This window comes from Verrucomicrobiota bacterium (assembly GCA_027622555.1).
Classification (GTDB): domain Bacteria; phylum Verrucomicrobiota; class Verrucomicrobiia; order Opitutales; family UBA2995; genus UBA2995.
Window position 1 is genome coordinate 45674 of record JAQBYJ010000008.1, and the last position, 24604, is coordinate 70277.

Consider the following 24604-nt stretch of genomic DNA (forward strand, 5'->3'; position numbering starts at 1 on the left):
ATTTCAATTCTCTATGGCGAGTCCCTCGGAAGCCTTTGCTTCTGCGAGCTTCTTCAACTCAGGTACGCTTGCTTGTAACTGTAAGGCTTTTCCTAGCCAATTTCCAGCACTTGATAGCTTTTCTATTTCCCCATGACGGGCCAACATGGCTTCAAATGCGCCGCCTTGCCAGTCGAGGATCGAAAGGTGGTAAAGCGCTTCAGCTCGTGCGGCATCCGGATAATCAACATTGCGGGAAATACCTTCAAGGTCTGCTTTCGCATTAGATTCATCTCCAGAAAGAACACGTGACAGCGCCAGCCCGATGTGTGCCCGTTGCTTAAACTCTACTCGTTCAAACGCTTTAAAAGCCCTCTCATAATTGGGAATCGCCGCAGCATAATCCTTATCAGAATAAGACTTGTCTGCTAGTTCCATGAAGGCCACGCCTCCTAATTCTGAACTAGAAAACTTTTCAGCAAAGGCGGCTTTTTTAGAATCGTCGTTAGCTTCAGCATAGGCCTTTGCCCGACCAGATACGGCTTTTTCGCTCCACAACTTGGCAATCTGAATTCCAAGAATCAACACCACAGCAACCGCCAGGCCAAGGAGAACCTGGGTTTTGTGACGGTTCCAGTAGACGAGGAGCTGATCCTCTAAGCTGGATTCAGCATAGGCCTCGTCCAATTTTTGGAAGGTATCTTGCTTATCTTTAGGTGGAGATTGCTCTTTGCGATTCGAAGCCATGGAAAATTTGAAATCGTCTGTAATTTAGAGAAACGAGACTTTAGTCAACCTCATAACAGGAGCTGGAAGCTGGAAGAATTCTAATCAAAGACAACCGTCTTCCGTCCATAAACCAAGACTCGGTTTTCCAAGTGCCAACGCACCGCCTGCGCAAGAACGTGTCTTTCGAGCATGCGTCCGCGAACAACGAGATCCTGAACAGTATGCCTGTGAGATACACGATCGACGTCCTGTTGAATGATCGGACCGTCATCAAGGATGGCAGTCGCGTAGTGGGCGGTAGCTCCGATGAGTTTTACACCACGCTGATGCGCTTGCTGGTAAGGTTTCCCGCCCGCGAACGCTGGCAAGAAAGAATGATGAATGTTAATCACCGGTTTGGCAAAAGCGCTAAGAAACTCCGGACTGAGAATTTGCATGTATCGAGCCATGACAACCAGATCTACCTTATGGTCGCGAAGAATCTGCAATTGCGTTTCTTCTGATTCTGCTTTCGAAGCCTTTGTTACAGGGACATGGAAAAACGGCACACCATAACCAGCGGTCACATTGCTCATATCCGGGTGATTTGAAATCACACAGGCAATTTCACAATTCAACTCGTTTGAACGCTGCCCCAACAGAAGCTCATGATAGCAGTGATCGTACTTTGAGACAAAAATCGCAACGCGACTCCGATCCGAAGATAATTTGCACTCAACTTCCATATTGAGACTAGAAGCGAACGCCTTAAATGTGGCCTTCTCCGCTTGGTAATCGCTTGTGTCTTCCGAAGGGGTCCATTCGATCCGTTGGAAAAAGATCTCAGCCTCCATATCGCGGTGCTGATCTGCGTGAATGATGTTACCACCTCTCTCAAAAATCCAACCGGACATCTTTGCTACAAGACCTGATTGATCTGGACCGGATAGAAGTGCGGTTAGGGTTTCTCGAGAATCATTCACTATCTTAAGTTATATTCTTTCTGCGTAATACTCCTGCAGAGACTTTACTTCGACAGGCTTCGTCCTAAGTGCTTCGATTGCCAGAACCGAAGACTCAGCAGCCATAATCGTGGTGGTAATGCACACACTCATTTTGATTGCTTCAGTCCGAATAATATTTTCGTCGCGACGAGGAATCATCCCCGAAGAAGGCGTATTAACAATAAGCTGAATTCCGCCATTCTTAATCATATCGACCACATGCGGACGTCCTTCGTCGATCTTGAAAAGTTTTTCAACAGCCACACCATTTTCTATTAAAAACCGGGCGGTGCCTGACGTTGAGTAGATTTTGAAGCCTAGTTTTACCAGGCGACTTGCGATGTCGATCACCTTGTTTTTGTCGCCATCCTTTACGCTGATGAATACATTCCCGGAAGTCGGAAGAGCCGGTTGAACAGCCATTTGCGTTTTAGCAAAGGCAATCCCGTAATCCATATCCATACCCATGACCTCGCCGGTACTCCGCATTTCCGGAGTTAACGCTATCTTCGATCCAGGGAAGCGTTTGAATGGAAACACTGATTCTTTGATACACCAATGCTTTGGAGTTACTTCTTCGGTAAATCCTAATTCTTTAAGAGTCGCACCCGCCATGACTCGAGCGGCAAGCTTTGCTAATTGAACTCCAATCGCCTTGGAAACAAAAGGAACAGTCCTGGATGCGCGTGGATTTACTTCAATAATGAATAGCTCATTGTCTTTAATAACAAACTGCACGTTCATCAATCCAATCACATTGAGCTCCTTGGCTAAGCTATAGGTGGCTTCCTTGATCTGGTTGATCATATCCTCAGACAAGGTGTGTGGCGGCATAACCATGCCAGCATCACCACTATGTACGCCGGCGAATTCAATATGTTCCAAAATACCGCCCACAAGAATAGTTTCGCCGTCAGATATACAATCGACATCCACCTCAATGGCATCTTCCAGGAATCGGTCGATGAGTACTGGTTTGTCGGGAACCACTTCAAAAGTCTCTTTGACGACCTTCTCCATTTCTTTAATAGAAGAAACAACGAACATTCCACGACCGCCGAGGACAAATGAGGGTCGAAGCAATATGGGAAACCCAACCTCCTCAGCCATGAGGTAAGCCTCTGCTGCATTCATGGCAATTCGGTTGGCGGGTTGCCTGAGTCCGACTCGATTCAGAATATCGGCGAACAACTTCCTGTCTTCTGCTGCATCAATGTTCTCAGGACTCGTTCCAATAATATTTACACCATTGGCCTTTAACTCCGTGGCAAGATTAAGGGGTGTTTGCCCACCAAATTGAACAATGGCTCCTTGGCATTTCTCCTGCTCATAAACAGCGAGAACATCTTCCAGAGTAAGTGGCTCAAAATAAAGCCGGTCCGATGTATCGTAGTCCGTGGAAACAGTTTCCGGATTGGAATTAACCATGACTGTTTCGAAACCAGCTTCCTGGAGAGCATAGGACGCATGCACACAACAATAATCAAATTCGATGCCTTGCCCAATTCGATTGGGGCCACCGCCGAGAATCATTATCTTGGGTTTGTCCGACGGTACTACCTCATTTTCATCTCCATAGGATGAGTAGTAATACGGCGTGAATGCTTCAAATTCGGCGGCACAGGTATCAACAAGGCGAAAAATTGTTTTTAACCCGATAGATTCACGCTTGGATTTTACAGCCTCCCTTGGCGCATCGAGCAAGTAGCTCAATTGAGCATCTGAAAACCCGGCTTCTTTAGCCTCCCTGAGTAATTCGTTATCGATTGACTGCAGGGTCTGTTTGGCAAGTTCTTTCTCAATGGCTACGATCCCGGCGATTTGATTAACAAACCAGGGATCAATGGAGGTAAGCTCAAACACTTCTTCCTCAGACATGCCGTTTAGCAACGCATAACGAATATAGAAAATACGCTCGGCGTTTGGAATCGAAAGACGACTCCGAATCACAGAGTCCTCGCAATCCGGATCAGCCCCATACTTTCCACCTCCACCCAAGCCACGAGATCCAACTTCGAGCGAACGTAGCGCTTTTTGAAAAGACTCTTTAAAAGTGCGGCCTATGGCCATTGCTTCACCAACACTCTTCATGGATGAGGTAAGTGTCGTGTCCGCGCCTTCAAATTTCTCAAAAGTGAAGCGAGGAATTTTTGTTACGACGTAATCGATCGAAGGCTCGAAACTTGCCGGTGTCTCGCGGGTAATGTCATTTTGGATTTCATCCAGGCTGTACCCGACTGCCAGTTTCGCAGCAAACTTCGCGATAGGAAACCCAGTCGCTTTTGAAGCGAGGGCAGAGCTTCGGGAAACCCGAGGATTCATTTCAATGACCACCAAACGGCCATCTACAGGATTAACCGAGAACTGTATGTTACTTCCTCCTGTCTCAACCCCAATTTCACGAATACAGGCAAAGGACGCATCACGCATGAGCTGATACTCTTTGTCGGTCAAAGTCATTGCTGGAGCAATCGTGATCGAATCCCCCGTATGCACTCCCATCGGGTCAAAATTTTCGATAGAACAAACGATGACACATTGATCCTTATAATCGCGCATCACCTCCATTTCGTACTCTTTCCAACCTAACAAGCACTCCTCGACCAACACTTCTGTGACAGGTGAAATCTCGAGACCATTGGCAACGATAGTATCAAATTCTTCCTTATTATAGGCAATTCCTCCACCGGCTCCACCCATGGTGAACCCTGGACGAATTATTAATGGGAAAGGTCCAATTTTTTCTGCGGCGTTACGCGCTTCTTCTAAAGAATAAACAACCCTGGACTTGGCCACATCAAGGCCGATTTTAATCATAGCCTTTTTGAACAAGAGCCGGTCTTCACCTTTTTTGATGGCATCAGGTTTTGCTCCAATCATTTCCACATTGAATTTTTTCAATATCCCGGCGGCGTCTAAATCGAGCGCTAAGTTCAAGGCCGTCTGACCTCCCAAGGTTGGAAGCAGAGCGTCGGGTCGTTCCTTTTCAATGATCTTTGTGACAATCTCCACGGTCAGTGGCTCGATGTAAGTTACATCGGCAAACTCGGGGTCGGTCATTATCGTGGCTGGATTACTGTTAACTAGGATCACTCGGTAGCCTTCTTCCCGAAGAGCTTTACAAGCCTGAGTCCCACTGTAATCGAACTCACAAGCTTGGCCGATAATAATAGGGCCGGATCCGATGATCAGGATTGATTCTAGGTCGGTACGTTTAGGCATAAAAGGCGAATTCGGACTTCATGCGACCGGAAGCGATCGCAAAATTCGCACTAACTTGGAGAATACCTTCTGGCTTGAAAAGTAAAAAGCGGAGTATTTCGTAATCCAATGAAACTGCCTAATTTTGAAGCATTTCTGGAGTTATTATTCTATCTTCCGTGTTTGTCACGGCATTGGTCACCTTCTGAACAAGATAGTCCAAATTCTTGCTCCACTTTTGCTCAATCAGGTAATCAAAGGCTTCCTCCGATAATTCAATTTTTCGACTATCAAACTTAAAGTTCGAAGAGTTATCCATAATGGAGCGAACAATGTCTTCCATATCATTCTTGCGTTCACCAATTCCCGGTAAGTGGATGATGGACAAAGCGATTCGGTAAAACAAATCGTGGGAGAACTTCCCGTCATCCATGGCATCTTCAAGGTCAACTTCAGTTGAGCAAATTAGTCGAAATTCATGTCCTACTGCTTTCAACAATTTGGCGAAGGAATTTTGAACCTTCAAATCCATGGCTTGAATCGACTGCAAGTAAAGGGATCCCCCAGTCGCCCGTTCCAACAACGGACCACCCAATCCATCCTGACCCAACAATTGATTCTTCAATTCATCTTGATCAGCTACTGAACAATCCAGCCCAACCAATTCGCCTTCGTTGAAGCCACTTGAGTGGTGAATTGTAAGAGCTACCATTTTCTTGCCCGTGCCAGCAGGACCTTGAATTAAAACCGGCGTGCTCACTTTTACTAAACGATCTACTTGTTTCTGAGCCTTTACGATCCGCTTGTCCTTGCCCATAAGAGCATAACAATTTTCCGAGGCTTGAAAAGGTGGAATCGTCCGTTGTGAAGATTGAGAAATGGGCCTGGAAACCAATCCCCGGGATTTTGCGTCCAGTCCCTTTTTCAAGGCAGCGACAAACTCCTTAATCTTTAAAGGTTTCTGGATATAATCAAATGCTCCACTCTTTAAAGCGCGAACAGCAGTTTCCATGCTGCCATAACCTGTCATCAGAATAACTATAGCATTGGGATCAATATCTCTAATCTCATTTAGAAGCGTTATCCCGTCCATGGGCTCCATGGATATATCGGACAATACTACATCGTAAGAATTGTTTTTGAATAAATCCAAAGCTTCCTGGCCATCAAAAGCAAATTCTGCGGAGCAGCCTAAGGGTTGGACAACAACCCTCAGGATATCGTGAAGTTCCTTCTGGTCATCAACTATTAGGACCGATGACATGATTTAAAGTAGAAATAAGTTTTTTGGAGGTTCAAGAATCAGGATAACGGTAAAGATTCACCTTCTTGAGATTAGCCACCGACAACATTGGCCATATTGAAGATTGGCAAGAACATAGCCATAACAATTCCACCAATGACGATACCAAGAAAGCAGATAAGAATCGGTTCCATAAGGGAGGTAAGACCCGCGACCGTGGTTTCAATTTCCGAATCATAAAAATCTGAAATCTTGTCGAACATGTCGTCCATTTTACCGGTTTGTTCACCCGCTTTCGCCATGTGTTTCACCATCGGAGGAAAATAGGGTTTTTCTGCGAGAACCTCAGAAACCTGGCCGCCTTGATTGATAACACGGCTTACCTCTTTACAGGCAACCTCGATGTAGGTGTTGCCACTTGCGCGGGAAACAATGTCCAAAGCTTTTAGAATGGGAACACCACTTCGGAGGAGAATCGCAAAGGTTCGGCAAAAACGCGAAACAGCAATTTTTTGACTTAGTCCTCCTACAATAGGCAAACGGAACAACACCTTGTCTTTGAAAACCCGACCACGGGGTGTTGCCAGGAATTTTGCCAAAACCTTCCAAAATATAATACCTCCGATTATAACAAAAAGAATGTTACCCTTCAACCAGTCAGATACATCGATTAGCATCTGAGTTGGCATCGGTAGCTTAGCGCCCATGTCAGTGAACATTTCTTTAAATGTCGGAATAACAAATATCAACAGAACGTTCACCAACCCGACCGCAAGTAGGATAACGGCGATCGGATACATCAATGCGCTCTTTACCTTCTTGGTTAACTTCACCGAGTCTTCAAAATAAATAGCTACCTTCGCAAGGATCTCTGAAAGCTGTCCACTCGCTTCACCTGCTTCGACCATTGAGGTGAAGAGGTTATTAAATGCGCGTGGAAATTTCTTAACAGAATCGGAAAACGAGGTTCCGCTAGCGATGTCATTCTTAACATCACGAATGATAACCATAAATGTTTGGTCGTCTGTTTGTTCCTGAAGGGCATCCAAGCAGGAAACAAGCGGCAAACCAGCATCCAGCATTGAACCGAGCTGTTGGGTAAAAATCGTGAGGTCGGCAAGCTTGACCTTGTGCTTGGGCGCACGCTTTTCGTAAGACCTTTGTTTAGCCAAACGTTGAGACTCTGCGAAACTGATCTTCTTCTTTGTATTATGTGAAGTCCTTTTCGAACCGATATTAGCAGACGATGACGTGATAGGCATGATGTTTATAACCATGTGAACTGGAATGCCTTAGGCAATACAGAACATGGTTAAGAAAGTGTAAAATTTCACCTCAAAATTCCTCCAAAAAACTCAAAAAAGTGCTTGATCAATAAGACATTATTCCACGGAATAGCCGACTTTTCCGCGGGTGTAGTTCAGTGGTAGAACTCCAGCCTTCCAAGCTGGCTACGTCGGTTCGATTCCGTCCACCCGCACCACTTTTAAACGCCTCTATCCCGCGGGATGGAAGGCGTTTTTAGTGTACACTTAAAGTGTAGGCCATTTCAACCAAGCCGTTTCATCATAAAAACCTTCTGGCATTGTTAACTTTGACCTACCACTTGACACTATACCCCCCGGGGGTACCTTGATCACATGATTCTTCCAGAATATAAAAACACGGCACTACGACGACTGAAGATTATTCAAGGGCAGGTAGGCGGTGTAAGCAAACTCGTTGATGAAGAGCGTTACTGTTTGGACATCCTTACCCAGATTGCGGCGATACAGGAAGCGCTAAGAGGTGTATCCAGGCAAGTTGTACGAAATCATCTTGAAACCTGTGTAACCGATTCTATTAAAAAAGGAAACGGAGAAGAGCACTACAAGGAACTGACAGATATCATGTTTAAACTTAGCAAGTGAGGCCCGAATGAACCATTGGCTGAAAACGTTTTGGACCGAAACCTGGAGCATCCTTTTAGAAATGTCTCCCTACCTGAAGATCTGGGAGCAGCATACCTTAGCAATCCGTGGCTAACTTATGTGGCAGTTACCATGGTCGCAATTCCGCTCTATGTTTGCTCTACGGGTTCCATTCCAATCGCTTTTGCGTTTATGGCAGCCGGAGTAAGTCCGGGAGCAGCTCTCGTTTTTTTAATAGCCGGACCCGCTACAAATGTCGCTACGATCACAACGCTGGTAAAAATACTGGGGCGACGGACCATTGCGATTTACCTCACATCCATTGTGCTCATTTCATGGTTTAGTGGTTTCTTGTTGGACGCATACGGAAGTAGCTTCGTTGGAAATTCAATAATGCTCCACACAGATCACAGCAATCAATCCATCCTTCACTTCCTATCCGGCGTTGGATTAATTGCCATGCTGGGTTGGACATTCCTGTATCCAAAAATTAAAAAGCCTGCCCGAAATTCGTCGCTTGAGGGTTTAAGAACTTCAATTTTGAGAGTTGAAGGGATGACCTGTAGTCACTGCGCGAGTAGTGTCTCTCAAGCCGTATTAAGCATTCAAGGTGTTCAATCAGCTGAAGCAGACCACACACAGAACCTGATTTGGGCACACGGATACAACTACGATTTAACCGCCATTGGCAAAGCCGTCGTTGATGCCGGTTTTGAGTATAAAGGCCTGGCTTAACCCTGTGGGACATTGAACCTGATTCTTTTTAGTCCAACCGAGCTCGCGAGCCCTCTTTTATTAACCGATCCAAGGGCAAAACATATTCTCAATGTCCTCAACACGCAACAGGATGAATCCTTTGACGTTGGACAAATCAACGGCCCCCGAGGAAAAGCCAGGTTGATTAAGATAGAAAAGAATTCACTGCTACTGTCGTTCCAATGGGAAAAGGACACTCCGGAACTATACCCCATCGATCTTTGGGTGAGCTATTGTAGACCTCAAACTTGCAGAAAGATCCTTCAAGAATGTACTTCATTGGGTGTACGAAGTTTTACGTTTTTCGAAAGTGAAAAATCTGAACCGGGCTATAAAATGAGTCGCCTGTGGACTTCGGGAGAATCTGAGCGACTGATGCTCCAGGGAGCAGGACAAGCGTTTTGTACCAGGATTCCAAAGCTCACGCTTGTCTCTTCGTTGGAGGATGCGCTTCCCCACGCCTCAGTCGAGGGCAGCCGATTAGCAATGGACAACTATGAATCGACAAAAGAGTTGACCTCCATGGTTAAGAAAACCCTGCCTCTTACCGTGGCTCTGGGAGGGGAAAGAGGATGGAGTCAAAGTGAAAGAAACCTGCTTAGGGCCAATAACTTCATATTGACCGGTATGGGAACTCGAGTGTTGAGAACGGAAACAGCCTGTATCGCGGCAATTTCAATCCTTAGAAGTAATATGAAGCTGTGAATCAGGTTTAAATATCGCCAAAGACGGTCCATCTCCCCGCGCCTTACCAAGCTGTTTGATTAACATCCAACCTTCCGAAGCCATAGTAACGCTAGCGGGTTTCTCGATCACTAGGGTTCCATCGGGACAAAGCAAGTCTCTGCCGATCCGAAACAGTTCAGCGATAATATTTGGGTAAAGCCGATAAGGCGGATCAGCAAAAACGATGTCAAAGCTCTTGGGATGAAACGAACTCCATTTAAAAACATCGGATCGAATAAACGAAACAGATGATGGGCTAACTCCCGCACTTTTCGCAACACGCGCAATATTTTCGGTCATACATCGAGCACAATGACGGTCGGATTCAACAAAGACTCCTTCTGCAGCTCCTCGACTCCAGGCTTCCAAGCCATAAGCACCTGTTCCGGCAAAAAGATCAGCAAAGCGTACCCCCTTCACTTCGTTTCCGAGAGATGAAAACAAGGCTTCTCGAAGTACATCTGCGGCCGGTCTCGTTTTTTGGCCGGTAGGTGACACCAGTTGGATCCCTCGGGCTTTCCCTCCTGTAATTCTCATTTAATGTGATTTCCTCTTGGATCTGCAATTTTATGGTAGGAATGTGAAAACTTAAAATGTTTACGCTCAGCGACTTAGAAAAATTGAAAATTTTCCAGGAAAAAAAGAGGAAAATTTTGAACGAAATCGAACAATTCTACGTCTTACTCTACATAGCTAATGAGCATTATTAGAGTATAGTTCATAGTTTCAGTCTAGTTTGTAGTTTGTAGTTTGTAGTTTGTAGTTTGTAGTTTGTTAAGCAAAAGAAGCTCCGTGAAGACGGAGCTTCTTTATGTACGCGATAATTAAAGAAAAGTTCATCGCTCGATCTGGACATTAATTGATAATGTGTAGGATCATGCGGCCATGTCAGATTTTCGCAGCTATGCCAAAAACTTGGACTCTGAGGAGAACCGGATCAAGCTTTCGCCTTTTGAGTCACATCATCTGGTAAACACCAATCGGGCACGCAAAGGAGATTTAGTGGTAGTGTTTAACGGAATGGGAATTGAATGGAACTGTACTCTTGATGAAGCGGATAAGCGATGCGCAAGTCTTCAAAAATTAACCATTAAGCAATATCCCCACAACTTAGTTTGCATAACCCTGGCAATAGGAATCGTCAAAGGAAAGACCTTCGATATTATCTTAAGGCAGGCGACAGAACTCGGAGTCACCAGAATCCAGCCTCTACTTACTGAACGTACCATAGTTAACTTGAAAGATGTTTCTTCAAAGTGCGAAAAATGGCAGAGCCATCTCATTGAAGGTTGCAAACAGAGCGGCAATCCCTGGCTTCCTGAATTGGCAACCCCGGTTGCTTTAAAAACATTCATAGCCCATCATCCCTTAGAGTCGGCGGTTGTGGCCAGTTTGGAGAGTACTGCGAGGCCCTGGAGCGAAATTAATCCTTTGAAATCTACCACGCTATTTATCGGACCGGAAGGCGATTTTTCAGAGGACGAGTACCGCGAGTTTGAATCCAGAGGAGTTGTCCCGGTTTCATTGGGTCCCCATGTTTTGAGATCCGAAACGGCTGCCGTAACGGCGATTGCTCAATTGATGGCTAAATTTTAATGCCGTTTAAAAAGGCTATTCTTCGCTTTCCAACTGCGCCAACAGGAAAGTTGAAGGAGGAAAATTGAAACTATACAAAATGCGATGCAGCATATCTTTGTTATTAGACAATTGCATATAGGATCCGTTGAGCTCGATCGTAAAACTTCCCAACATGCTGGAATGGGTCAACATAAGAATCTGATCTCCAGGATCATTGATAAATTGGAGCCTTGCCCACTGTTTCCCGTCGAGCAAGACAACTTCCTGTTTCATAATTTGGTAGCCAGAATACTTACCTATCGCACGATTCACCTCTGAGCGTAAATAGGTTTTGTTATCCGAATACTCTTTGCTCGAATGACAGTTAAAGTAGATGTGGTCCTCAGTTCCTATGGAAACCACTTGGGAATTTTGCCTTACAAGCCATCCTTCAGGAACAAACACTTCGAAAGGAATTTCCTGCCCCCTGATAATTGAATCAGAAATCAGCGGTTCTGAATTCCAGGTGGATTCGTCTTCATTAGCGGTGACCAACACAACGGATTCCGTTGACTCAGCGACTTCAATAGTAAGCTCCTCTGTCAAGTCGTTTTCGATCATTTGGTCGGCAGGTGCCTGATTGGCGATTTCCATTATCTCGGAGATTCCAAGTAATTCCGTACCGTCAACCTCTACCTGTTCCCCATCTTCGCCCAGATAGTAGATGCTACCACTTTCAGAATAGTACTGTTTCCCGCCCTCACCTTCGTAAACGGGTACTTGGCTCAAAGATGTTGTTTCTTTGGGATCAGAAAAATCCATCACAACGGCCACTACGAAAATCATCATAATTAAACCTGACCCTTTGCCAACAATTAGAATTAAAGCACTGTCTGGAAATATATCCAACCGTGCCATTTTCCACAAAAAGAAGAGTACCACAAAAATCGAAAGAGAAGTGCCAACAAAAGGTACTTGGCTGGCCAGAGCTCCAGCAAAAGCAGTGATTGCAAGAGGTTTGAAATACAGCTGAGCCTTCATGATGGATTTCCCAATCCACAGGAATGCGATTAGAATGATAGTTTCAATTAGGACCTCGAGAAGTACTTGCATGGCGGGAGTCGACTAACCTACCAGCCTTAAACAGCCTTATATACGAAACGAGAGACAGCCTTTGAGGTGCCTGATTTTGATAATATTTTTAAAGACCCAAGCCGAGATGGGAATTTACCATTCAAGCAATCCACCAGCATAAGTGAGACCAGCTCCCACCGAGCAGAAAATAATCTTATCGCCTGATTCAAAAATGCCTTCTTCAGCGGCCCATCCAAGCGCCATTGAGACCGAGGCGGCAGAGGTATTCGCGTATTTACCAATCGTCACAACAAAGCGATCGTATGGAATTCCAACCCGTTTACTAACCGCCTTAAGAATACGTTCGTTTGCCTGGTGAGGAACCACCCAATCGACATCATCCACAGTCAGGTTTTCTCTATGGAGAGAATCCTCTATGATATCGGAGAACGCCACCACTGCATATTTAAACACAGCGGGCCCATTCATGGTTAGGTAAAATTTGGAAAGATCACTTCCGGGTTGGGCGATTGGAATCTTGGCACCCCCACCCGCTCGCTGAATGGCCTCGTATTGATTAGCATCACCGGTTAGGCGCAATCGATGTAATTGAGGACCCTCAGTAGCATCCGTTAACACGGCCGCTCCGGCACCATCTCCAAAAAGAAATGCGGTGCTGTAATCTTCAAAGTTTGTAATCCGGGACAACAATTCCGCCGTCACGACCAATAATTTTGTGGCTGTGCCGGATCTAATAAACGCGCGGCCGGTTTCAAGAGCATATAACCAACCAGAGCAAGCTGCGTTCAAATCGAAGGCCAACGCGTGAGGAATTCCAAGATGTTTCGCGAGAGCACTGGCAGCACTGGGAACAGGTTGGTCCGGTATGATGGTCGCCAAAATGATCCCATCGATCTCGGATACATCGACCCCGGCCATGGCTAACGCTCGTTTGCTGGCCTTGGCGGCGTAGGTAGTAACATCTTCATCTGGCTCAGCAACTCGCCGTTGAGAAATGCCAGTGGTTTTAACAATTTCTTCCTCTGTTTTACCTGGAAATTTTTCGAGCAGCTCTTTGTTGGTTCGCACTTTATCTGGCACAGCAAACCCAATCCCGGCAACACAGACCGTTTCACGCGCAGGGGAAGCTGATGGGGCGGTTTCCAAAGAAGTAATGGACTCCGGTTGCGTTGCGATGTAGGCTTGAATATCATCTCCAGATACCCGGCCTCCCGGCCCAGTTGAAGAAATTTCGCTAATAGTGGCTGGGTCAAATCCGGCCTCTTTGGCAATTCTAATTGCTTTGGGCGTCCACCTCAAATTCCCCGTATCGGACACCGCATGAAGCGATGCTCTAGCAACTTGTTTTGGTATTGGAACCGGTGACCCTTTTACTGCCTGCGTTGCCCGACTCACTTTTACGGCTGGTTCTTCAATTGTATCGGCTGCTGCATCGTTCACTTCAAGATGCTTTAAAGATACATCGTCCGTCTCAATCAGGAGGAATGGTGAATTCGCGTCCACAATGTCTCCAGCTCTGACTAATACCTTTTTGACAGTACCTGTGCAGGGCGCTTCAAAGTCGAATGCCGATTTATCACTTTCCAACTCAGCACACTTCTGGCCCTTTTCAATCAAGTCGCCTGCCTCTATTTCGAGGTCTATCACAGTTAATTCGTTAACGGTAGCCCCCATGGAAGGGATCGGGATTTGAGCAACGAAAGTTTTCATCTTGGAAATATAAAATAGGTTTTCAACCGGGAGCCAAGGATTTCATAAGCTTCCAGATTTGCAACAACTCCTCAACCATTTGAGATAATTCAGCCAGCGGAACCATATTCGGCCCGTCTGAAATAGCTTCATCGGGATTTGGATGCGTCTCCATAAAAATGCCATTCGCCCCAGCAGCTAAAGCAGCTCGGGCAAGCGGAAGAACAAATTCTCTTTGTCCATCGCTCTTCCCATCCCCGCCACTTGGCAATTGGACGCTATGCGTAGCGTCAAATATAGTAGGGTGCCCATTTTCCTTCATCAGGTCAAAACTCCGCATATCGACAACAAGGTTACGATATCCAAAAGTAGTTCCTCGTTCCGTCAGCCACATCTCAGCGGCACCAGCATTCTCCAGCTTCGCGACCACATGTTTCATGTCTTGCGGAGCAAGAAACTGGCCTTTCTTAACATTAACCACACGGCCTGTTTCAGCTGCTGCAACCAAAAGGTCGGTCTGGCGACATAAGAAAGCAGGAATTTGAATCACATCCACTACATCGGCCACTACTGATATCTGGGAAATTCCATGCACGTCGGTTACGACTGGAAACTGATAGCGACTCTTGATTTCAGCCAATATTTCGAGCCCAGCTTTTAGACCAGTGCCACGAGCTCCTTCCATAGAGGTACGGTTAGCTTTGTCGAAAGATCCTTTGAAAACGATGTTTAGAGCCGGATTATTTTCCCTCAATTCGGCCAAACATTCCGCCACAGGTCTGCAGATTTCCAAGGACTCCAAAGAACAGGGCCCTGCCAGTAGTAAAAGTTTGTTGGGATCAAATAGCATTTAGACATTTGCCTTCTTCATCATCGCTGCGGCAATAAACGATGCAAACAAAGGATGGGCTTTGAACGGTTTGGATTTAAATTCCGGATGAAACTGGACTCCTACAAACCAAGGATGATCCGCAATTTCTACGATTTCTACAAGATCACGTTTTGAGTTAATTCCGGTCACCTTTAGCCCTTTAGCAACAAGATCAGCGCGGTAGGCATTGTTGAATTCATAACGATGGCGATGGCGCTCACTTACGGAGTCTTCACCATAAGCTTTTTTCGAAATCGATTCGTCGACTAAATCACATTTGTAAGCACCCAGGCGCATCGAAGCACCTTTTTTGGTCACAGCTTTTTGATCTTCCATCAAATGAATAACGGGGTGAGGAGTATTTTCATCAAACTCAAGACTGTTTGCATCCGCCAAACCCAGAACATTGCGGGAGAATTCAATAACAGCGATTTGCATCCCGAGGCACAATCCGAAATAAGGCAGACCATTTTCACGAGCGTAACGTGCCGCCCAAATTTTTCCCTCCGTGCCGCGATCGCCAAACCCGCCAGGAACGAGAACCCCATCGAGGGTCTTTAAAATCTCCCGACCTTCTTCAGTAGTAAGATCTTCAGCATCAATTCGCTTAACAATGACTTTGGCGTCATTCGCAATACCACCGTGTGTAAGAGATTCATACACGGATTTGTAGGCATCTTGAAGCTCGATGTATTTACCAACGACCCCAACCGTAACTTTATGGGCGGGGTATTTTAAGCGACGGACAACATCATTCCATTTGTCCATAGGCTGCGCGGGAGCGTTCAGGTGGAGATACTCAACTACCAGATCATCGACATTTTCTCGTTGCAGCATCAATGGCAATTCGTAGATCGAGGTTTCAACGTCGCACTCTTCAATCACAGCTTCGAACGGAACATTACAGAACATTGCCAGCTTCTGTCGGACTTCGTCACCCAAACTTTCCTCTGATCGGCAAACTAAAATATCTGGAACAATCCCAATTTCCCGCAGTTTCGCCACACTCTGCTGGCTCGGCTTGGTCTTTAATTCACCAGCGGCTGCAAGATAGGGAACCAGGGTAACGTGGATGAAAAGCACATCCCCCCGAGGTTGTTCAGTGCTAAATTGTCGTATTCCCTCAACAAAGGGCAGACCTTCGATATCTCCGATGGTACCGCCAATTTCGGTGATAAGAATATCCACTCCTTCACCTGATTTATAAATCCGGCTTTTGATCTCATTGGTTAAATGAGGTATAACCTGCACGGTTTTTCCAAGGTAATCACCCCGACGCTCCTTCTTGATAACTGTTTCGTATACCTGGCCCGACGTCAGATTGTTGAGCTTTGAAAGGGCTCCTGAGGTAAACCGCTCATAATGACCCAAATCCAGGTCTGTTTCAGCTCCATCATCCAACACATAGACTTCTCCATGTTGGAATGGACTCATCGTTCCTGGATCCACATTTAAGTATGGATCAAATTTTTGAATTCGGACAGTTAATCCTCGGAGTTCGAGCAATGCCCCAATAGCAGCGGCGGTGAGGCCTTTTCCTAAAGAGGAAACGACACCACCAGTAATAAATATATACTTCATGGTTAAGTATGGGTTTCAACATGAGTGCGGAAATAATTTCCAAAGCACAAACCAAAACCTGTGCCGGGAGGATTTTGTTTTGGATCAGGGGGGACGGTACGCCAAACAATCAAGGCCAGAACTATTGAGAACTTACATCCGGGATGAACAATCCGATTGACCATTAAATGAAACGCCCATTGCCCTGCCTGCCATTTGAGCAAGCAGCCCTTATTGTCAGATCAACACCCTAAGAAAATATCCTAACACCTTTAGAAATTGGAAATTGCATTCAAATTGGTTCCGCTTCCTCTTTCTATATCAAATGCTGATTCTTTAATGGGCTAATCAGGGGATTTTACTAAATACTATGAATAAAGATACATTTCAAAATAAGGTCATCGGGATGGGTTCTCCGGTGGTGGATCTGTTAGCTCATGTGAGTGATGAGTTCGTTCTCTCGGTCGCAGGTGAAAAAGGTGGCATGGTGCTGGTGGATACTCTGACGATGGATGATTTATTGGCCAAACTACCAGTCAAACCTGTTCTCGCTCCAGGTGGTTCGACCGGGAATACCGTTTTGGGACTCGCCGAACTTGGAAATCCCGCAGCTATGTTGGGCAAAATTGGAAACTGTGAAATTGGCACTTTTTACAGAAATGGGCTAATGGGTCGTGGCGGAGACGGAAGCCGTTTCAAGGTAGGAACTATTGCGAATGGCCGTTGCCTGTCCTTGGTAACTCCGGATTCGGAGCGAACGATGCGCACGGATTTGGGAGCCGCAATGACCTTGGATCCCGAGGAAATTTCAGTGCACGATTTTCAAGGCTACCATCATGCCCACATCGAAGGCTACATATTGTTCAACCGGGATTTGATGTATAAGGCCCTCGATTCAGCAAAAGCGGCAGGGTGCACAATTAGTTTGGATTTGGCTTCTTTTGAAGTGGTTCATGCCACAAAGGACATCATGGCGGATATCATAAAAAACTACGTGGATGTCATCTTTTCAAACGAAGAAGAAGCCGCCGCGTTCACTGGCCTGGGACAGGATTATACAGCCATGGTTAGGTACTTAGCTCAATTAGCTGAGATTGCTGTGGTAAAGCTTGGAAAGAATGGGTCACTCATCGCACAAGGAAATGAAGTTTTTTCAGTGGCTGCTTGTCCTGTAGCCCGAGCGGTAGACACAACAGGCGCAGGCGACCTATGGGCTTGCGGCTTTCTTTACGGATGGTTGAACGGCCGGGACTTAAAGCGGTCGGGAGAATATGGATCAATACTTGGAGCAGAGGCGGTTCAAGTCATGGGTGCCTCCATACCAGAATCCCGCTGGCAGGTTATCCGTGAGCAATTCTTGCCGAAGAATAAAAGTTGATCGAGATTTCGACCACAACTTCAAAGGAACCATTAACAAGCTTAAGCGTTTCTCATTCCTGCCCAGGAAAGAGCGATCAGTCCCGCGAAAGGTAGCAACCAAAGCAGGGCTATCAGTCGGTTTGGAAAGCTCAGGCTTAGTTTATCTCCACCATCAACGATTTTAAACCAGTCCACTGACAAATAGAGAGGGTCTTCGCTTGACAGTCCCTGCAGTTCCGCCCCTTCCCCTTTTTCAATGCCTAAAACACCGGGTGCCAACTCCGTATTGCCCGCCATTCCTTTAATGGTCATAACAGCTAATCCCTCAGAAAAACCATCAAAGTTAAATCGTTTTCTCAGGGTTGGGTATGGCGCAAGACCTACCGCGACGTGCGCCTGTGAATGGGCTGCCTGAGTTAAAGATATCTCAACGGATCCGATACTGGCTTCTTCCTTACTTCCAAAGAAGATAGCGGTCTGAAACCGTTCGCCGGCGAGTCCCTCGGGTATTATCAATTCCTGAGTTAAAACGCTCTCCTCAATTAAAGGTGCGCTGATGATATCTTCTGCCCAGAGATGTTCTTTGAACGGTTGAATTGAATCCTCCTGCAGAATAAGGATAGTCAAAACGCTGACTATGGCGAGTCCTGCAAACCCTCCCATGCGAACCGAACATAAACATGTGAATACCCTATCCATAGACACTGAAAAATGGAATAGCTTCGTGAAGCCAGATATAAAGTTCCACACAACTATAAAGTATCCCGAATCCAAGTACTAGTTGTGCGGCCCAAGGACATTTCCTAAGCCCAAAAGCAAAAAATCCTACGATGGCAAAACCTAACACAGGTAGATAATACCGTCCAAACGTACCCTGCAGTGCTCCGGACGAAACGGTAAACGAATAAACTTTTAAGATGTGAACAATCAGGAAGAAAAAGAATATGACAAGCGCACCCATTTCGATACCCCCTTCCCTATCTTTCTCATTATTTACGTATCCAAAAAAATGGTCTGAAATCCTCCAACTAAGAGCAATGGTGCCAATAACAATGAGAATCCAGTATTGGGTGTACTCCTGATCGAGCCAATCCGAAACAAAGAGCAGCACCACCGCGATTAGCGTCCTATCGACTCCCCAAAGTAAGCGCTTCCAGCTACCGATTCCATTCTTTACGGTATAAAACAGCGAGAGAAGAAAAAGGCCGATTAAAGGATAGGTAAAGGCCTCTTGGTAAATAGTATAAATCTGAAGCCAACGCACCTTGATGACCCCGTCGCCCATCCATCCGAGAAGACCCCAAAACGATTGCATAAGGATCGAAAATATAGGGAAAGCCCTGCCGAATTCCAGGAGCGATATGTTCAACGGTTCATCCGACACAAAACCGGTCATATCAATGGGCAGCATTTGACCATAAACAAATAAGTTTCGCATTATCCAAAACCCAATCGGGAGAGTAGATAATAAAAGAATCCTGATAGAGTGTTTCCAGGCATCAGATCCATTTCTCCAAATGGTTATTAAGGAAAGAGCCAGAATGGGCGGAAAAAGAACAAGGAAGGTGTATTTCACAACTCCGCCTATGCCTAGAGCGATTCCGAGCTTGGTTAAATCAGACAATTCACCTTTTAAGCTATATCGTATCCAGAACAACAACACCAGGCATCCGAATAAAAACACCAATGCATCATGATTTACACCACCAGCCAGGTAGGTGTGGTTGGGAATACTACCGACCATAATACCAACGCCCAAAGCAGCACCCGGATTCAGGCCAACCTCCCGGAGCACCTTCATTAATACAAAAAGACCCAGCCCAAAAAATACGGAGGTAACTGCTCGAATTAAAAAAAACGGCCCCCAAACAGGTGACCCAAACATGGCCCCCAACCAGTAAACCGGTACCATGAGAAAATGGTATAAGGGTGGATGCTGAGCGATCCAATTGGTACCAGGTGAGGGTGGGTGGTCAGGGGCAAACATTTTCCATACCTCTACATCAAGAAGTGTTTCATGAAGCACCGCCAATCCCTTTCCGGTAGCCAAATCCTTAATATAAGAATAATGCCCAACTTCATCGGGAATATCCCAGGGTCGAACGATCCAGATACTTGTTATTATTGCTTTAAGGACAAAAAAAACGACCACTGCCCATGGGGCAATTTGGCGGAAACTAAAGGACCGGAAGAAGCTCATTTAACACACGATGGCACTCCGCGGAAGATTCTGTAATCCTAACCGTCTGTCAACGACGAGATAGCAAAAAGCCTACGCTACAAAGGCCGAGGCTGATTTGGTAGACAACAAAAAGAAATGTTACCCTTCGATGATGTAAAGCAATCCGCCTGACCGCGAGCGAATGTTACCGCTACCTAAGTTCCCATCGTCGAGAATCTCATCGATCTTCAAAATGATTCCTGGCCCAACCGTAACTCCCATAACTGAGACAGCAGCAGTAATTCCGAATACACCTTTATCCCAGTCGTATGACCCGCCAGCAGGTGTCGTCGAAGTAAATAGGCTGGTGTTTAAATATTCTTCCATTCCGCTCGGAACGGTGGCAGGACCCACGTCCGCAGGATAATCGCCCATTTCCAAAGAGTAGGCTTGAAAGGCGTCAGCGAAAACCCGAAGATCGTTTCCAATCCTTGTGGCAATAGCCCGTTCTCTCGTGTGCTTGAATGCGACGCCGGCCATTGCAGCAAGAATACCGATGATCATCACGACTATCATGATCTCAACAAGAGTAAACCCCCGTTTACTCTGATAGGGTGGATTTTGAGGATTCGTGTTCATGTTTGATCCTTTTGAGATAAATGTGGGTTGGACTGTCCCTCAATAAGCACAAGCCCACAATGATCTGAATCTATTTTACACGGCCTTTACTTCACCCATATTTTCTGTGCAGTCAAGGAGCAGGAATTACTCGATAATATATATCACCGATCCACCCGATTTCTGGATAATGCCGGTACTGAGTCCAGCGTCATCCATTATTTCATCCAGCTTTCTTACCGGATCATCACCAGCCGTGTAACCGGTGATTGCAATGGCTGCCACCGGGGTCCCGCTAAATCCATTGAACACCCAGTCGTAACTGCCACCGATAGGTGACCTCTCGGACCAATTTTCAATTTTTATGTAGTTTTCCATCCCTGGAGGCAGGGCTCCGGGGGATGAATCAGGCGGATAAGTCCCATTATCCAAAGCATAGGTTTCAAATAAACCGGCGTAGGTGCGAAAGTCGCTGGCAACTCGGGAAGCCATTGAATGCGTTTTCACCTTCTGAAATGCAGGGTGAGCCATAACCGCAAGTATCCCGATAATCACGACGACGATCATGATTTCCACCAAGGTAAAGCCTTTCTTATTTTTCATATGAAGCTGCACCGCGCTATACGGACTTTACATAAGATCTTAGGGCAAGTTGTCGCAGTCAAAATAGGGACATTTCGAGGTAGCTATTTACACGCATTTTACCATCTTGTAGAAAAGTGCCCAGAATATGATAACAGACACACTAAAAAACGCCGGCCAATATCCTTTGGGTCCGGCATGGACCAAAGCAATTGAGTTCGTTAAATCCCTGGGTAGCGATACGCCGGATGGAGAATACCCACTCAACGGCGAAGCGATGTTCGCCAGGGTAATGAGTTATGAGACCAAATCTCCTGCAAAAGCTAAATTCGAGGCTCATAAAAAATATGCGGATATTCAGGCCACTCTGGATGGTGCTGAAGGAATTGCTGTGGTTGATATAAACAAGTTGGAAGAAAGTGTTCCTTACAACGAAACAACCGACGTTACTTTTTTCGAAACACCAGAATCAGTGCCAACCCTTGTCGATGTCTACCCGGGTTCCTTTGCATTTCTATTACCGCAAGACGTACACATGCCACAATTGGAAGTGGGAGAAGCCCGTTTGATTAAAAAGGTGGTCGTAAAAATCGCGCTTTCAGAATTGGGACTCTAGGACTATTTGCGAAAACAAACGATCTGCCTGCCGTTGCTTGTTGGTCCAGAATTCGTTGATAAAAACGGGAATACGCAATCCATCTGGCAGCGGGAGTTCAGAATGTTCTGTCTCTCAGCTCAAATAATAATTCGCCAAGTCATTCAGAAAGGCGACGGGGTCATCCACAGACCGCACGTCCATAAAAGAGCCTCAATCAACAAGAACCCTACATCATAACCAGCAAAATCAGCTTCCGATCGAAGGAAGAAAAATCAGTTGCCAGTCTCAACCCCGGGAGGAAGACTTGTTTGCTTCTCATTCACCATGACGCCAAAGCCCTTAATAATCTGCGACATTGTGCAGTTTTATAGCACCATGAGCGGTGGAGTGCGCCGGTACATTCATGAAAAGATAGCTTACCTGTTAGCGCATACGGATCACTCGCACGTTCTCATTATCCCCTCGTATAGAGACGCTATTACCAGAGAAGGCCGAACGGCCGTCTATGAGATTAAAAGTCCAAAATTAATAGGTTCGAACAGCTACCGAATGCTCATAAGTAAGAAGAAAATCCTTTCCGTAATAGCCGGGGAGAATCCGGATATCATCGAAGTGGGCGATCCTTACCGCGCAGCATGGATTGGCTTGGAAGCCGCTCGGATTCACGATATCCCGATTGTCGCTTTTTACCATTCTGACTACCCAAGAGCACTTGACCGAACTTTAAGAAAGTACGCCGGCACCAGAATCGAGTCCTTGGTTTCGCCATGGATTAAGAAGTACCTTATCAAACTTTATAACCGGATGTCCGCAACCGTCGTTTCGAGTAAACACTGCGAGGAGCTATTAACAAATGTTGGCATTAAAAGGCTCAAACGAATTGCACTTGGGACAAACCTGGAAACCTTCACACCTCGCGAAAGCCGGAATCGAATTTTTAAAGAACTTGGCCTGACTGAAAATACCCGACTGTTATTGTTTGTTGGCCGCCTGGCGCGTGAGAAAAATATTCGAAGCCTGTTCGATATGATGGAGACACTCAAGGAACACGCCGAACCACATCATCTATTACTCATCGGCGACGGTGAGTCGCGTAACGAAATTCGGCAAAAATCAAACGAAGAAAAAAACATCTCCTGGGTGCATTTCTGCGAATCCCCGGAACGCTTGGCGGATTTTTACTCTGCGGCCGATTTATTCGTGCACGCAGGAGACTGTGAAACCTTCGGCCTGGTTTCACTTGAGGCGCAAGCCTGCGGTACCCGGGTCCTTGCAGTGAAAGGTGGAGGCCTTGACGAAGGCCTTCAATACGAAGAACCGCTCATCATGGCTCACAACACTTCCGGGAAAGCCTTGGCCAAAGCGGTTTCTCAAATCTGGCGATTGGATGAATCCGAAATCGACCGCGGCTTAAGAAGACAAAAAATGGAAGAACACTTTTCCTGGGAAGTCACCTTTTCGAAACTGACATCCTTATACTCGGAACTCGCCAGCAAGGATTTACCTTCGCCGGACAAAGCACAGCCATTCACGAATGAGTCTGAAGATTCGGCCCTACTTACCCAGTGACCGTCAGGCGGTTCGCGACATTTGTTGCGAAACAGGATTTATGGGAAATCCCATTGACCCGGTCTATATCGACAGAGATGCCTTCGCCGATTTTTTCACTCGCTACTATACCGATGTTGAACCCGAAAGTGCCTTGGTTGCCGTTGATGAGGATCGCGTAGTCGGGTACCTCCTCGGATGTTTCAAATATAATTCGGTCAATCGACAAACTTTGTGGATCATTTTGACAAGGACGGTTCCAAAAATAGTAGGACGCGTTCTAACGTTTCGTTACAACCGTGCTTCATTTAAGTTTCTCAGTTGGTTCCTTTTTAAAGCTTTCGCGGAAACGCCAAAAAGCGTTCCGGATGCGGCCCACTTTCATATTAACATGTATAAAGAATACCGAACAGGAATCGCGGGCAGGCGTCTTATTTTTCCGTTCGTTAACAGCGTTGCCAAAAAGGGACTCAAGGGGGTTTTTGGTCAGATGCAAGTCTACGAAGATCGCCGATCAGAAAAAATATTCGAACGCTACGGTTTCAAATTCATTGATCGAAAAGAGATCACCAAATATAAAGATTATCATGATCAACGTGTTTGGGTAGCGACCATTTACCGGGAATTTGATAAGGACGATGCGGTGCCAATTCCGGAGGTGACATGAATAGAACCCGGAAACAATTGATCATTTCCTTTCACGATCTCCATCCTGGATCCTGGGAGACCTGTCGGCGATTTATTGAAAAGAGTAAACAACTCGGCGCACGAAATATGACCTTGCTGGTTATTCCTCAGTACCACGGGCAAGCTCCGTTCACGGAGACCCCTGAATTCGTGGAATGGTTAAAAGGGTTGGATCAGGCGGATTTTGATCTTTGTCTGCACGGTTACTATCACCGAGCGGAGGCCGTTCGAGGTAATTGGTACCAGCGACTCATGGGCAATGTCTACACCACAGGCGAGGGAGAGTTTTACCAACTGTCCCAAACCCAGGCGGAAGAAAAGTTGGCCGCGGGAATCAGTTTGTTTACACGCAATCATCTTCCCGTTTATGGATTTACTGCTCCGGCCTGGCTCGTGAGCGCGGAAGCCAAAGCGGCGATCAAAGAGGCGGGGTTTCTATATAATACCCTTTGGGACGGAGTCGATTTGCCCTCCTTAAACACCTTTGTCAAAGCACCGACACTCGTATACAGTTCACGCAACGCTTGGAGGCGTGTCGTATCCAAGTTGTGGATCAATCTATTTCACCAATGGAACAGAAATACCCACATCCTCAGACTGGCGATTCATCCGATTGATTTCGACTACCCCGATATTGAAGCCCACCTTTATGGAGTTTTAGAAAAAGCACTTCGCTCAAGAACAACCAGCACCTACCGCGATCTTATTCCAGAGGATTTGCGAAAACCGGTCTCTATGGCAGTGAGCTAAAG

At 46.1% G+C, this 24604-nt stretch carries 23 protein-coding genes and 1 tRNA gene; 10 read left to right on the plus strand and 14 right to left on the minus strand.

Annotation, left to right across the window (positions count from 1 at the left end; all coding sequences use genetic code 11):
• Window positions 1–3: 3 nt before the first annotated feature.
• The 5 genes from O3C43_03760 to O3C43_03780 all read right to left on the minus strand — a co-directional run bounded on the left by O3C43_03760 (window position 4) and on the right by O3C43_03780 (window position 7397).
• Window positions 4–666, minus strand: a complete 663-nt coding sequence (locus O3C43_03760; GenBank protein ID MDA1065598.1) for a hypothetical protein — start codon at window positions 664–666, stop codon at window positions 4–6.
• 140 nt (window positions 667–806) lie between these two features.
• On the minus strand, window positions 807–1670 hold the full coding sequence (purU, locus tag O3C43_03765; protein MDA1065599.1) for a formyltetrahydrofolate deformylase: 864 nt from the start codon (window positions 1668–1670) through the stop codon (window positions 807–809).
• 9 nt (window positions 1671–1679) lie between these two features.
• Window positions 1680–4913: a carbamoyl-phosphate synthase large subunit gene (carB, locus tag O3C43_03770; protein MDA1065600.1), complete on the minus strand. Its 3234-nt coding sequence runs from the start codon at window positions 4911–4913 to the stop codon at window positions 1680–1682.
• 118 nt (window positions 4914–5031) lie between these two features.
• Complete coding sequence (locus O3C43_03775) at window positions 5032–6156, minus strand: response regulator (protein MDA1065601.1); 1125 nt, start codon at window positions 6154–6156, stop codon at window positions 5032–5034.
• 71 nt (window positions 6157–6227) lie between these two features.
• Window positions 6228–7397, minus strand: coding sequence for a type II secretion system F family protein (locus O3C43_03780; protein ID MDA1065602.1), 1170 nt, complete (start codon window positions 7395–7397; stop codon window positions 6228–6230).
• 147 nt (window positions 7398–7544) lie between these two features.
• Between O3C43_03780 and O3C43_03785 the strand changes: the two genes are divergently transcribed.
• From O3C43_03785 to O3C43_03800, 4 genes are all read left to right on the plus strand, one after another.
• Window positions 7545–7618: transfer RNA gene (locus tag O3C43_03785), tRNA-Gly, on the plus strand.
• A gap of 157 nt (window positions 7619–7775) precedes the next feature.
• Window positions 7776–8045, plus strand: a complete 270-nt coding sequence (locus O3C43_03790; GenBank protein MDA1065603.1) for a metal-sensitive transcriptional regulator — start codon at window positions 7776–7778, stop codon at window positions 8043–8045.
• A 15-nt stretch (window positions 8046–8060) separates the two neighbouring features.
• Window positions 8061–8780, plus strand: a complete 720-nt coding sequence (locus O3C43_03795; protein MDA1065604.1) for a permease — start codon at window positions 8061–8063, stop codon at window positions 8778–8780.
• Window positions 8781–8792: 12 nt separating this feature from the next.
• Window positions 8793–9506, plus strand: a complete 714-nt coding sequence (locus tag O3C43_03800) for an RsmE family RNA methyltransferase (GenBank protein ID MDA1065605.1) — start codon at window positions 8793–8795, stop codon at window positions 9504–9506.
• On the opposite strand, the gene O3C43_03805 is transcribed toward O3C43_03800, so the two are convergent.
• The gene (locus O3C43_03805; GenBank protein ID MDA1065606.1) at window positions 9477–10064 is read right to left on the minus strand and encodes an RsmD family RNA methyltransferase; all 588 of its coding nucleotides are present in this window, start codon (window positions 10062–10064) and stop codon (window positions 9477–9479) included. The genes O3C43_03800 and O3C43_03805 overlap by 30 nt on opposite strands.
• Before the next feature lie 348 nt (window positions 10065–10412).
• Here O3C43_03805 and O3C43_03810 point away from each other — a divergent pair, with 348 nt between their 5' ends.
• Complete coding sequence (locus tag O3C43_03810) at window positions 10413–11123, plus strand: RsmE family RNA methyltransferase (protein MDA1065607.1); 711 nt, start codon at window positions 10413–10415, stop codon at window positions 11121–11123.
• A gap of 15 nt (window positions 11124–11138) precedes the next feature.
• Here O3C43_03810 and O3C43_03815 read toward each other — a convergent pair whose 3' ends face one another.
• The 4 genes from O3C43_03815 to O3C43_03830 form a co-directional block, all read right to left on the minus strand.
• Window positions 11139–12197, minus strand: coding sequence for a hypothetical protein (locus O3C43_03815; GenBank protein ID MDA1065608.1), 1059 nt, complete (start codon window positions 12195–12197; stop codon window positions 11139–11141).
• A gap of 114 nt (window positions 12198–12311) precedes the next feature.
• The gene (locus tag O3C43_03820; protein MDA1065609.1) at window positions 12312–13889 is read right to left on the minus strand and encodes a beta-ketoacyl-ACP synthase 3; all 1578 of its coding nucleotides are present in this window, start codon (window positions 13887–13889) and stop codon (window positions 12312–12314) included.
• Window positions 13890–13911: 22 nt separating this feature from the next.
• Window positions 13912–14718, minus strand: a complete 807-nt coding sequence (gene kdsA / locus O3C43_03825; GenBank protein ID MDA1065610.1) for a 3-deoxy-8-phosphooctulonate synthase — start codon at window positions 14716–14718, stop codon at window positions 13912–13914.
• Window positions 14719–16320 (minus strand): CTP synthase, encoded by a 1602-nt coding sequence (locus O3C43_03830; GenBank protein MDA1065611.1) that lies wholly within the window; start codon window positions 16318–16320, stop codon window positions 14719–14721.
• 349 nt (window positions 16321–16669) lie between these two features.
• Between O3C43_03830 and O3C43_03835 the strand changes: the two genes are divergently transcribed.
• Window positions 16670–17677 carry an adenosine kinase gene (locus O3C43_03835; protein MDA1065612.1) on the plus strand — a complete coding sequence of 336 codons (1008 nt, stop codon included), beginning with the start codon at window positions 16670–16672 and terminating at the stop codon, window positions 17675–17677.
• A 41-nt stretch (window positions 17678–17718) separates the two neighbouring features.
• On the opposite strand, the gene O3C43_03840 is transcribed toward O3C43_03835, so the two are convergent.
• From O3C43_03840 to O3C43_03855, 4 genes are all read right to left on the minus strand, one after another.
• Entirely contained in the window at window positions 17719–18357 is a 639-nt protein-coding gene (locus O3C43_03840; GenBank protein MDA1065613.1) for a hypothetical protein, read from the minus strand.
• Complete coding sequence (locus O3C43_03845) at window positions 18350–19858, minus strand: glycosyltransferase family 39 protein (GenBank protein MDA1065614.1); 1509 nt, start codon at window positions 19856–19858, stop codon at window positions 18350–18352. Before O3C43_03845 ends, O3C43_03840 begins: the two co-directional genes overlap by 8 nt.
• A gap of 120 nt (window positions 19859–19978) precedes the next feature.
• Window positions 19979–20458: a prepilin-type N-terminal cleavage/methylation domain-containing protein gene (locus O3C43_03850; protein MDA1065615.1), complete on the minus strand. Its 480-nt coding sequence runs from the start codon at window positions 20456–20458 to the stop codon at window positions 19979–19981.
• Window positions 20459–20584: 126 nt separating this feature from the next.
• Window positions 20585–21040, minus strand: a complete 456-nt coding sequence (locus O3C43_03855; GenBank protein ID MDA1065616.1) for a prepilin-type N-terminal cleavage/methylation domain-containing protein — start codon at window positions 21038–21040, stop codon at window positions 20585–20587.
• A 127-nt stretch (window positions 21041–21167) separates the two neighbouring features.
• Between O3C43_03855 and O3C43_03860 the strand changes: the two genes are divergently transcribed.
• The 4 genes from O3C43_03860 (at window position 21168) to O3C43_03875 (ending at window position 24602) form a co-directional block, all read left to right on the plus strand.
• On the plus strand, window positions 21168–21635 hold the full coding sequence (locus tag O3C43_03860) for a YhcH/YjgK/YiaL family protein (GenBank protein ID MDA1065617.1): 468 nt from the start codon (window positions 21168–21170) through the stop codon (window positions 21633–21635).
• Window positions 21636–21941: 306 nt separating this feature from the next.
• The gene (locus tag O3C43_03865; protein MDA1065618.1) at window positions 21942–23186 is read left to right on the plus strand and encodes a glycosyltransferase; all 1245 of its coding nucleotides are present in this window, start codon (window positions 21942–21944) and stop codon (window positions 23184–23186) included.
• Window positions 23152–23832 carry a GNAT family acetyltransferase gene (locus O3C43_03870; GenBank protein MDA1065619.1) on the plus strand — a complete coding sequence of 227 codons (681 nt, stop codon included), beginning with the start codon at window positions 23152–23154 and terminating at the stop codon, window positions 23830–23832. Before O3C43_03865 ends, O3C43_03870 begins: the two co-directional genes overlap by 35 nt.
• Complete coding sequence (locus tag O3C43_03875; protein ID MDA1065620.1) at window positions 23829–24602, plus strand: polysaccharide deacetylase family protein; 774 nt, start codon at window positions 23829–23831, stop codon at window positions 24600–24602. The genes O3C43_03870 and O3C43_03875 overlap by 4 nt, the downstream gene beginning before the upstream one ends.
• Window positions 24603–24604: the final 2 nt, after the last annotated feature.

Coding starts and splice junctions, on each gene's coding strand:
- carB (MDA1065600.1), bottom strand. CDS start 4,913: ATGCCTAAACGTACCGACCTAGAATCAATCCTGATCATCGGATCCGGC.
- O3C43_03775 (MDA1065601.1), bottom strand. CDS start 6,156: ATGTCATCGGTCCTAATAGTTGATGACCAGAAGGAACTTCACGATATC.
- O3C43_03780 (MDA1065602.1), bottom strand. CDS start 7,397: ATGCCTATCACGTCATCGTCTGCTAATATCGGTTCGAAAAGGACTTCA.
- O3C43_03790 (MDA1065603.1), top strand. CDS start 7,776: ATGATTCTTCCAGAATATAAAAACACGGCACTACGACGACTGAAGATT.
- O3C43_03805 (MDA1065606.1), bottom strand. CDS start 10,064: ATGAGAATTACAGGAGGGAAAGCCCGAGGGATCCAACTGGTGTCACCT.
- O3C43_03810 (MDA1065607.1), top strand. CDS start 10,413: ATGTCAGATTTTCGCAGCTATGCCAAAAACTTGGACTCTGAGGAGAAC.
- O3C43_03815 (MDA1065608.1), bottom strand. CDS start 12,197: ATGCAAGTACTTCTCGAGGTCCTAATTGAAACTATCATTCTAATCGCA.
- O3C43_03820 (MDA1065609.1), bottom strand. CDS start 13,889: ATGAAAACTTTCGTTGCTCAAATCCCGATCCCTTCCATGGGGGCTACC.
- kdsA (MDA1065610.1), bottom strand. CDS start 14,718: ATGCTATTTGATCCCAACAAACTTTTACTACTGGCAGGGCCCTGTTCT.
- O3C43_03830 (MDA1065611.1), bottom strand. CDS start 16,320: ATGAAGTATATATTTATTACTGGTGGTGTCGTTTCCTCTTTAGGAAAA.
- O3C43_03835 (MDA1065612.1), top strand. CDS start 16,670: ATGAATAAAGATACATTTCAAAATAAGGTCATCGGGATGGGTTCTCCG.
- O3C43_03840 (MDA1065613.1), bottom strand. CDS start 18,357: ATGGATAGGGTATTCACATGTTTATGTTCGGTTCGCATGGGAGGGTTT.
- O3C43_03845 (MDA1065614.1), bottom strand. CDS start 19,858: ATGAGCTTCTTCCGGTCCTTTAGTTTCCGCCAAATTGCCCCATGGGCA.
- O3C43_03850 (MDA1065615.1), bottom strand. CDS start 20,458: ATGAACACGAATCCTCAAAATCCACCCTATCAGAGTAAACGGGGGTTT.
- O3C43_03855 (MDA1065616.1), bottom strand. CDS start 21,040: ATGAAAAATAAGAAAGGCTTTACCTTGGTGGAAATCATGATCGTCGTC.
- O3C43_03860 (MDA1065617.1), top strand. CDS start 21,168: ATGATAACAGACACACTAAAAAACGCCGGCCAATATCCTTTGGGTCCG.
- O3C43_03865 (MDA1065618.1), top strand. CDS start 21,942: ATGACGCCAAAGCCCTTAATAATCTGCGACATTGTGCAGTTTTATAGC.
- O3C43_03870 (MDA1065619.1), top strand. CDS start 23,152: ATGAGTCTGAAGATTCGGCCCTACTTACCCAGTGACCGTCAGGCGGTT.
- O3C43_03875 (MDA1065620.1), top strand. CDS start 23,829: ATGAATAGAACCCGGAAACAATTGATCATTTCCTTTCACGATCTCCAT.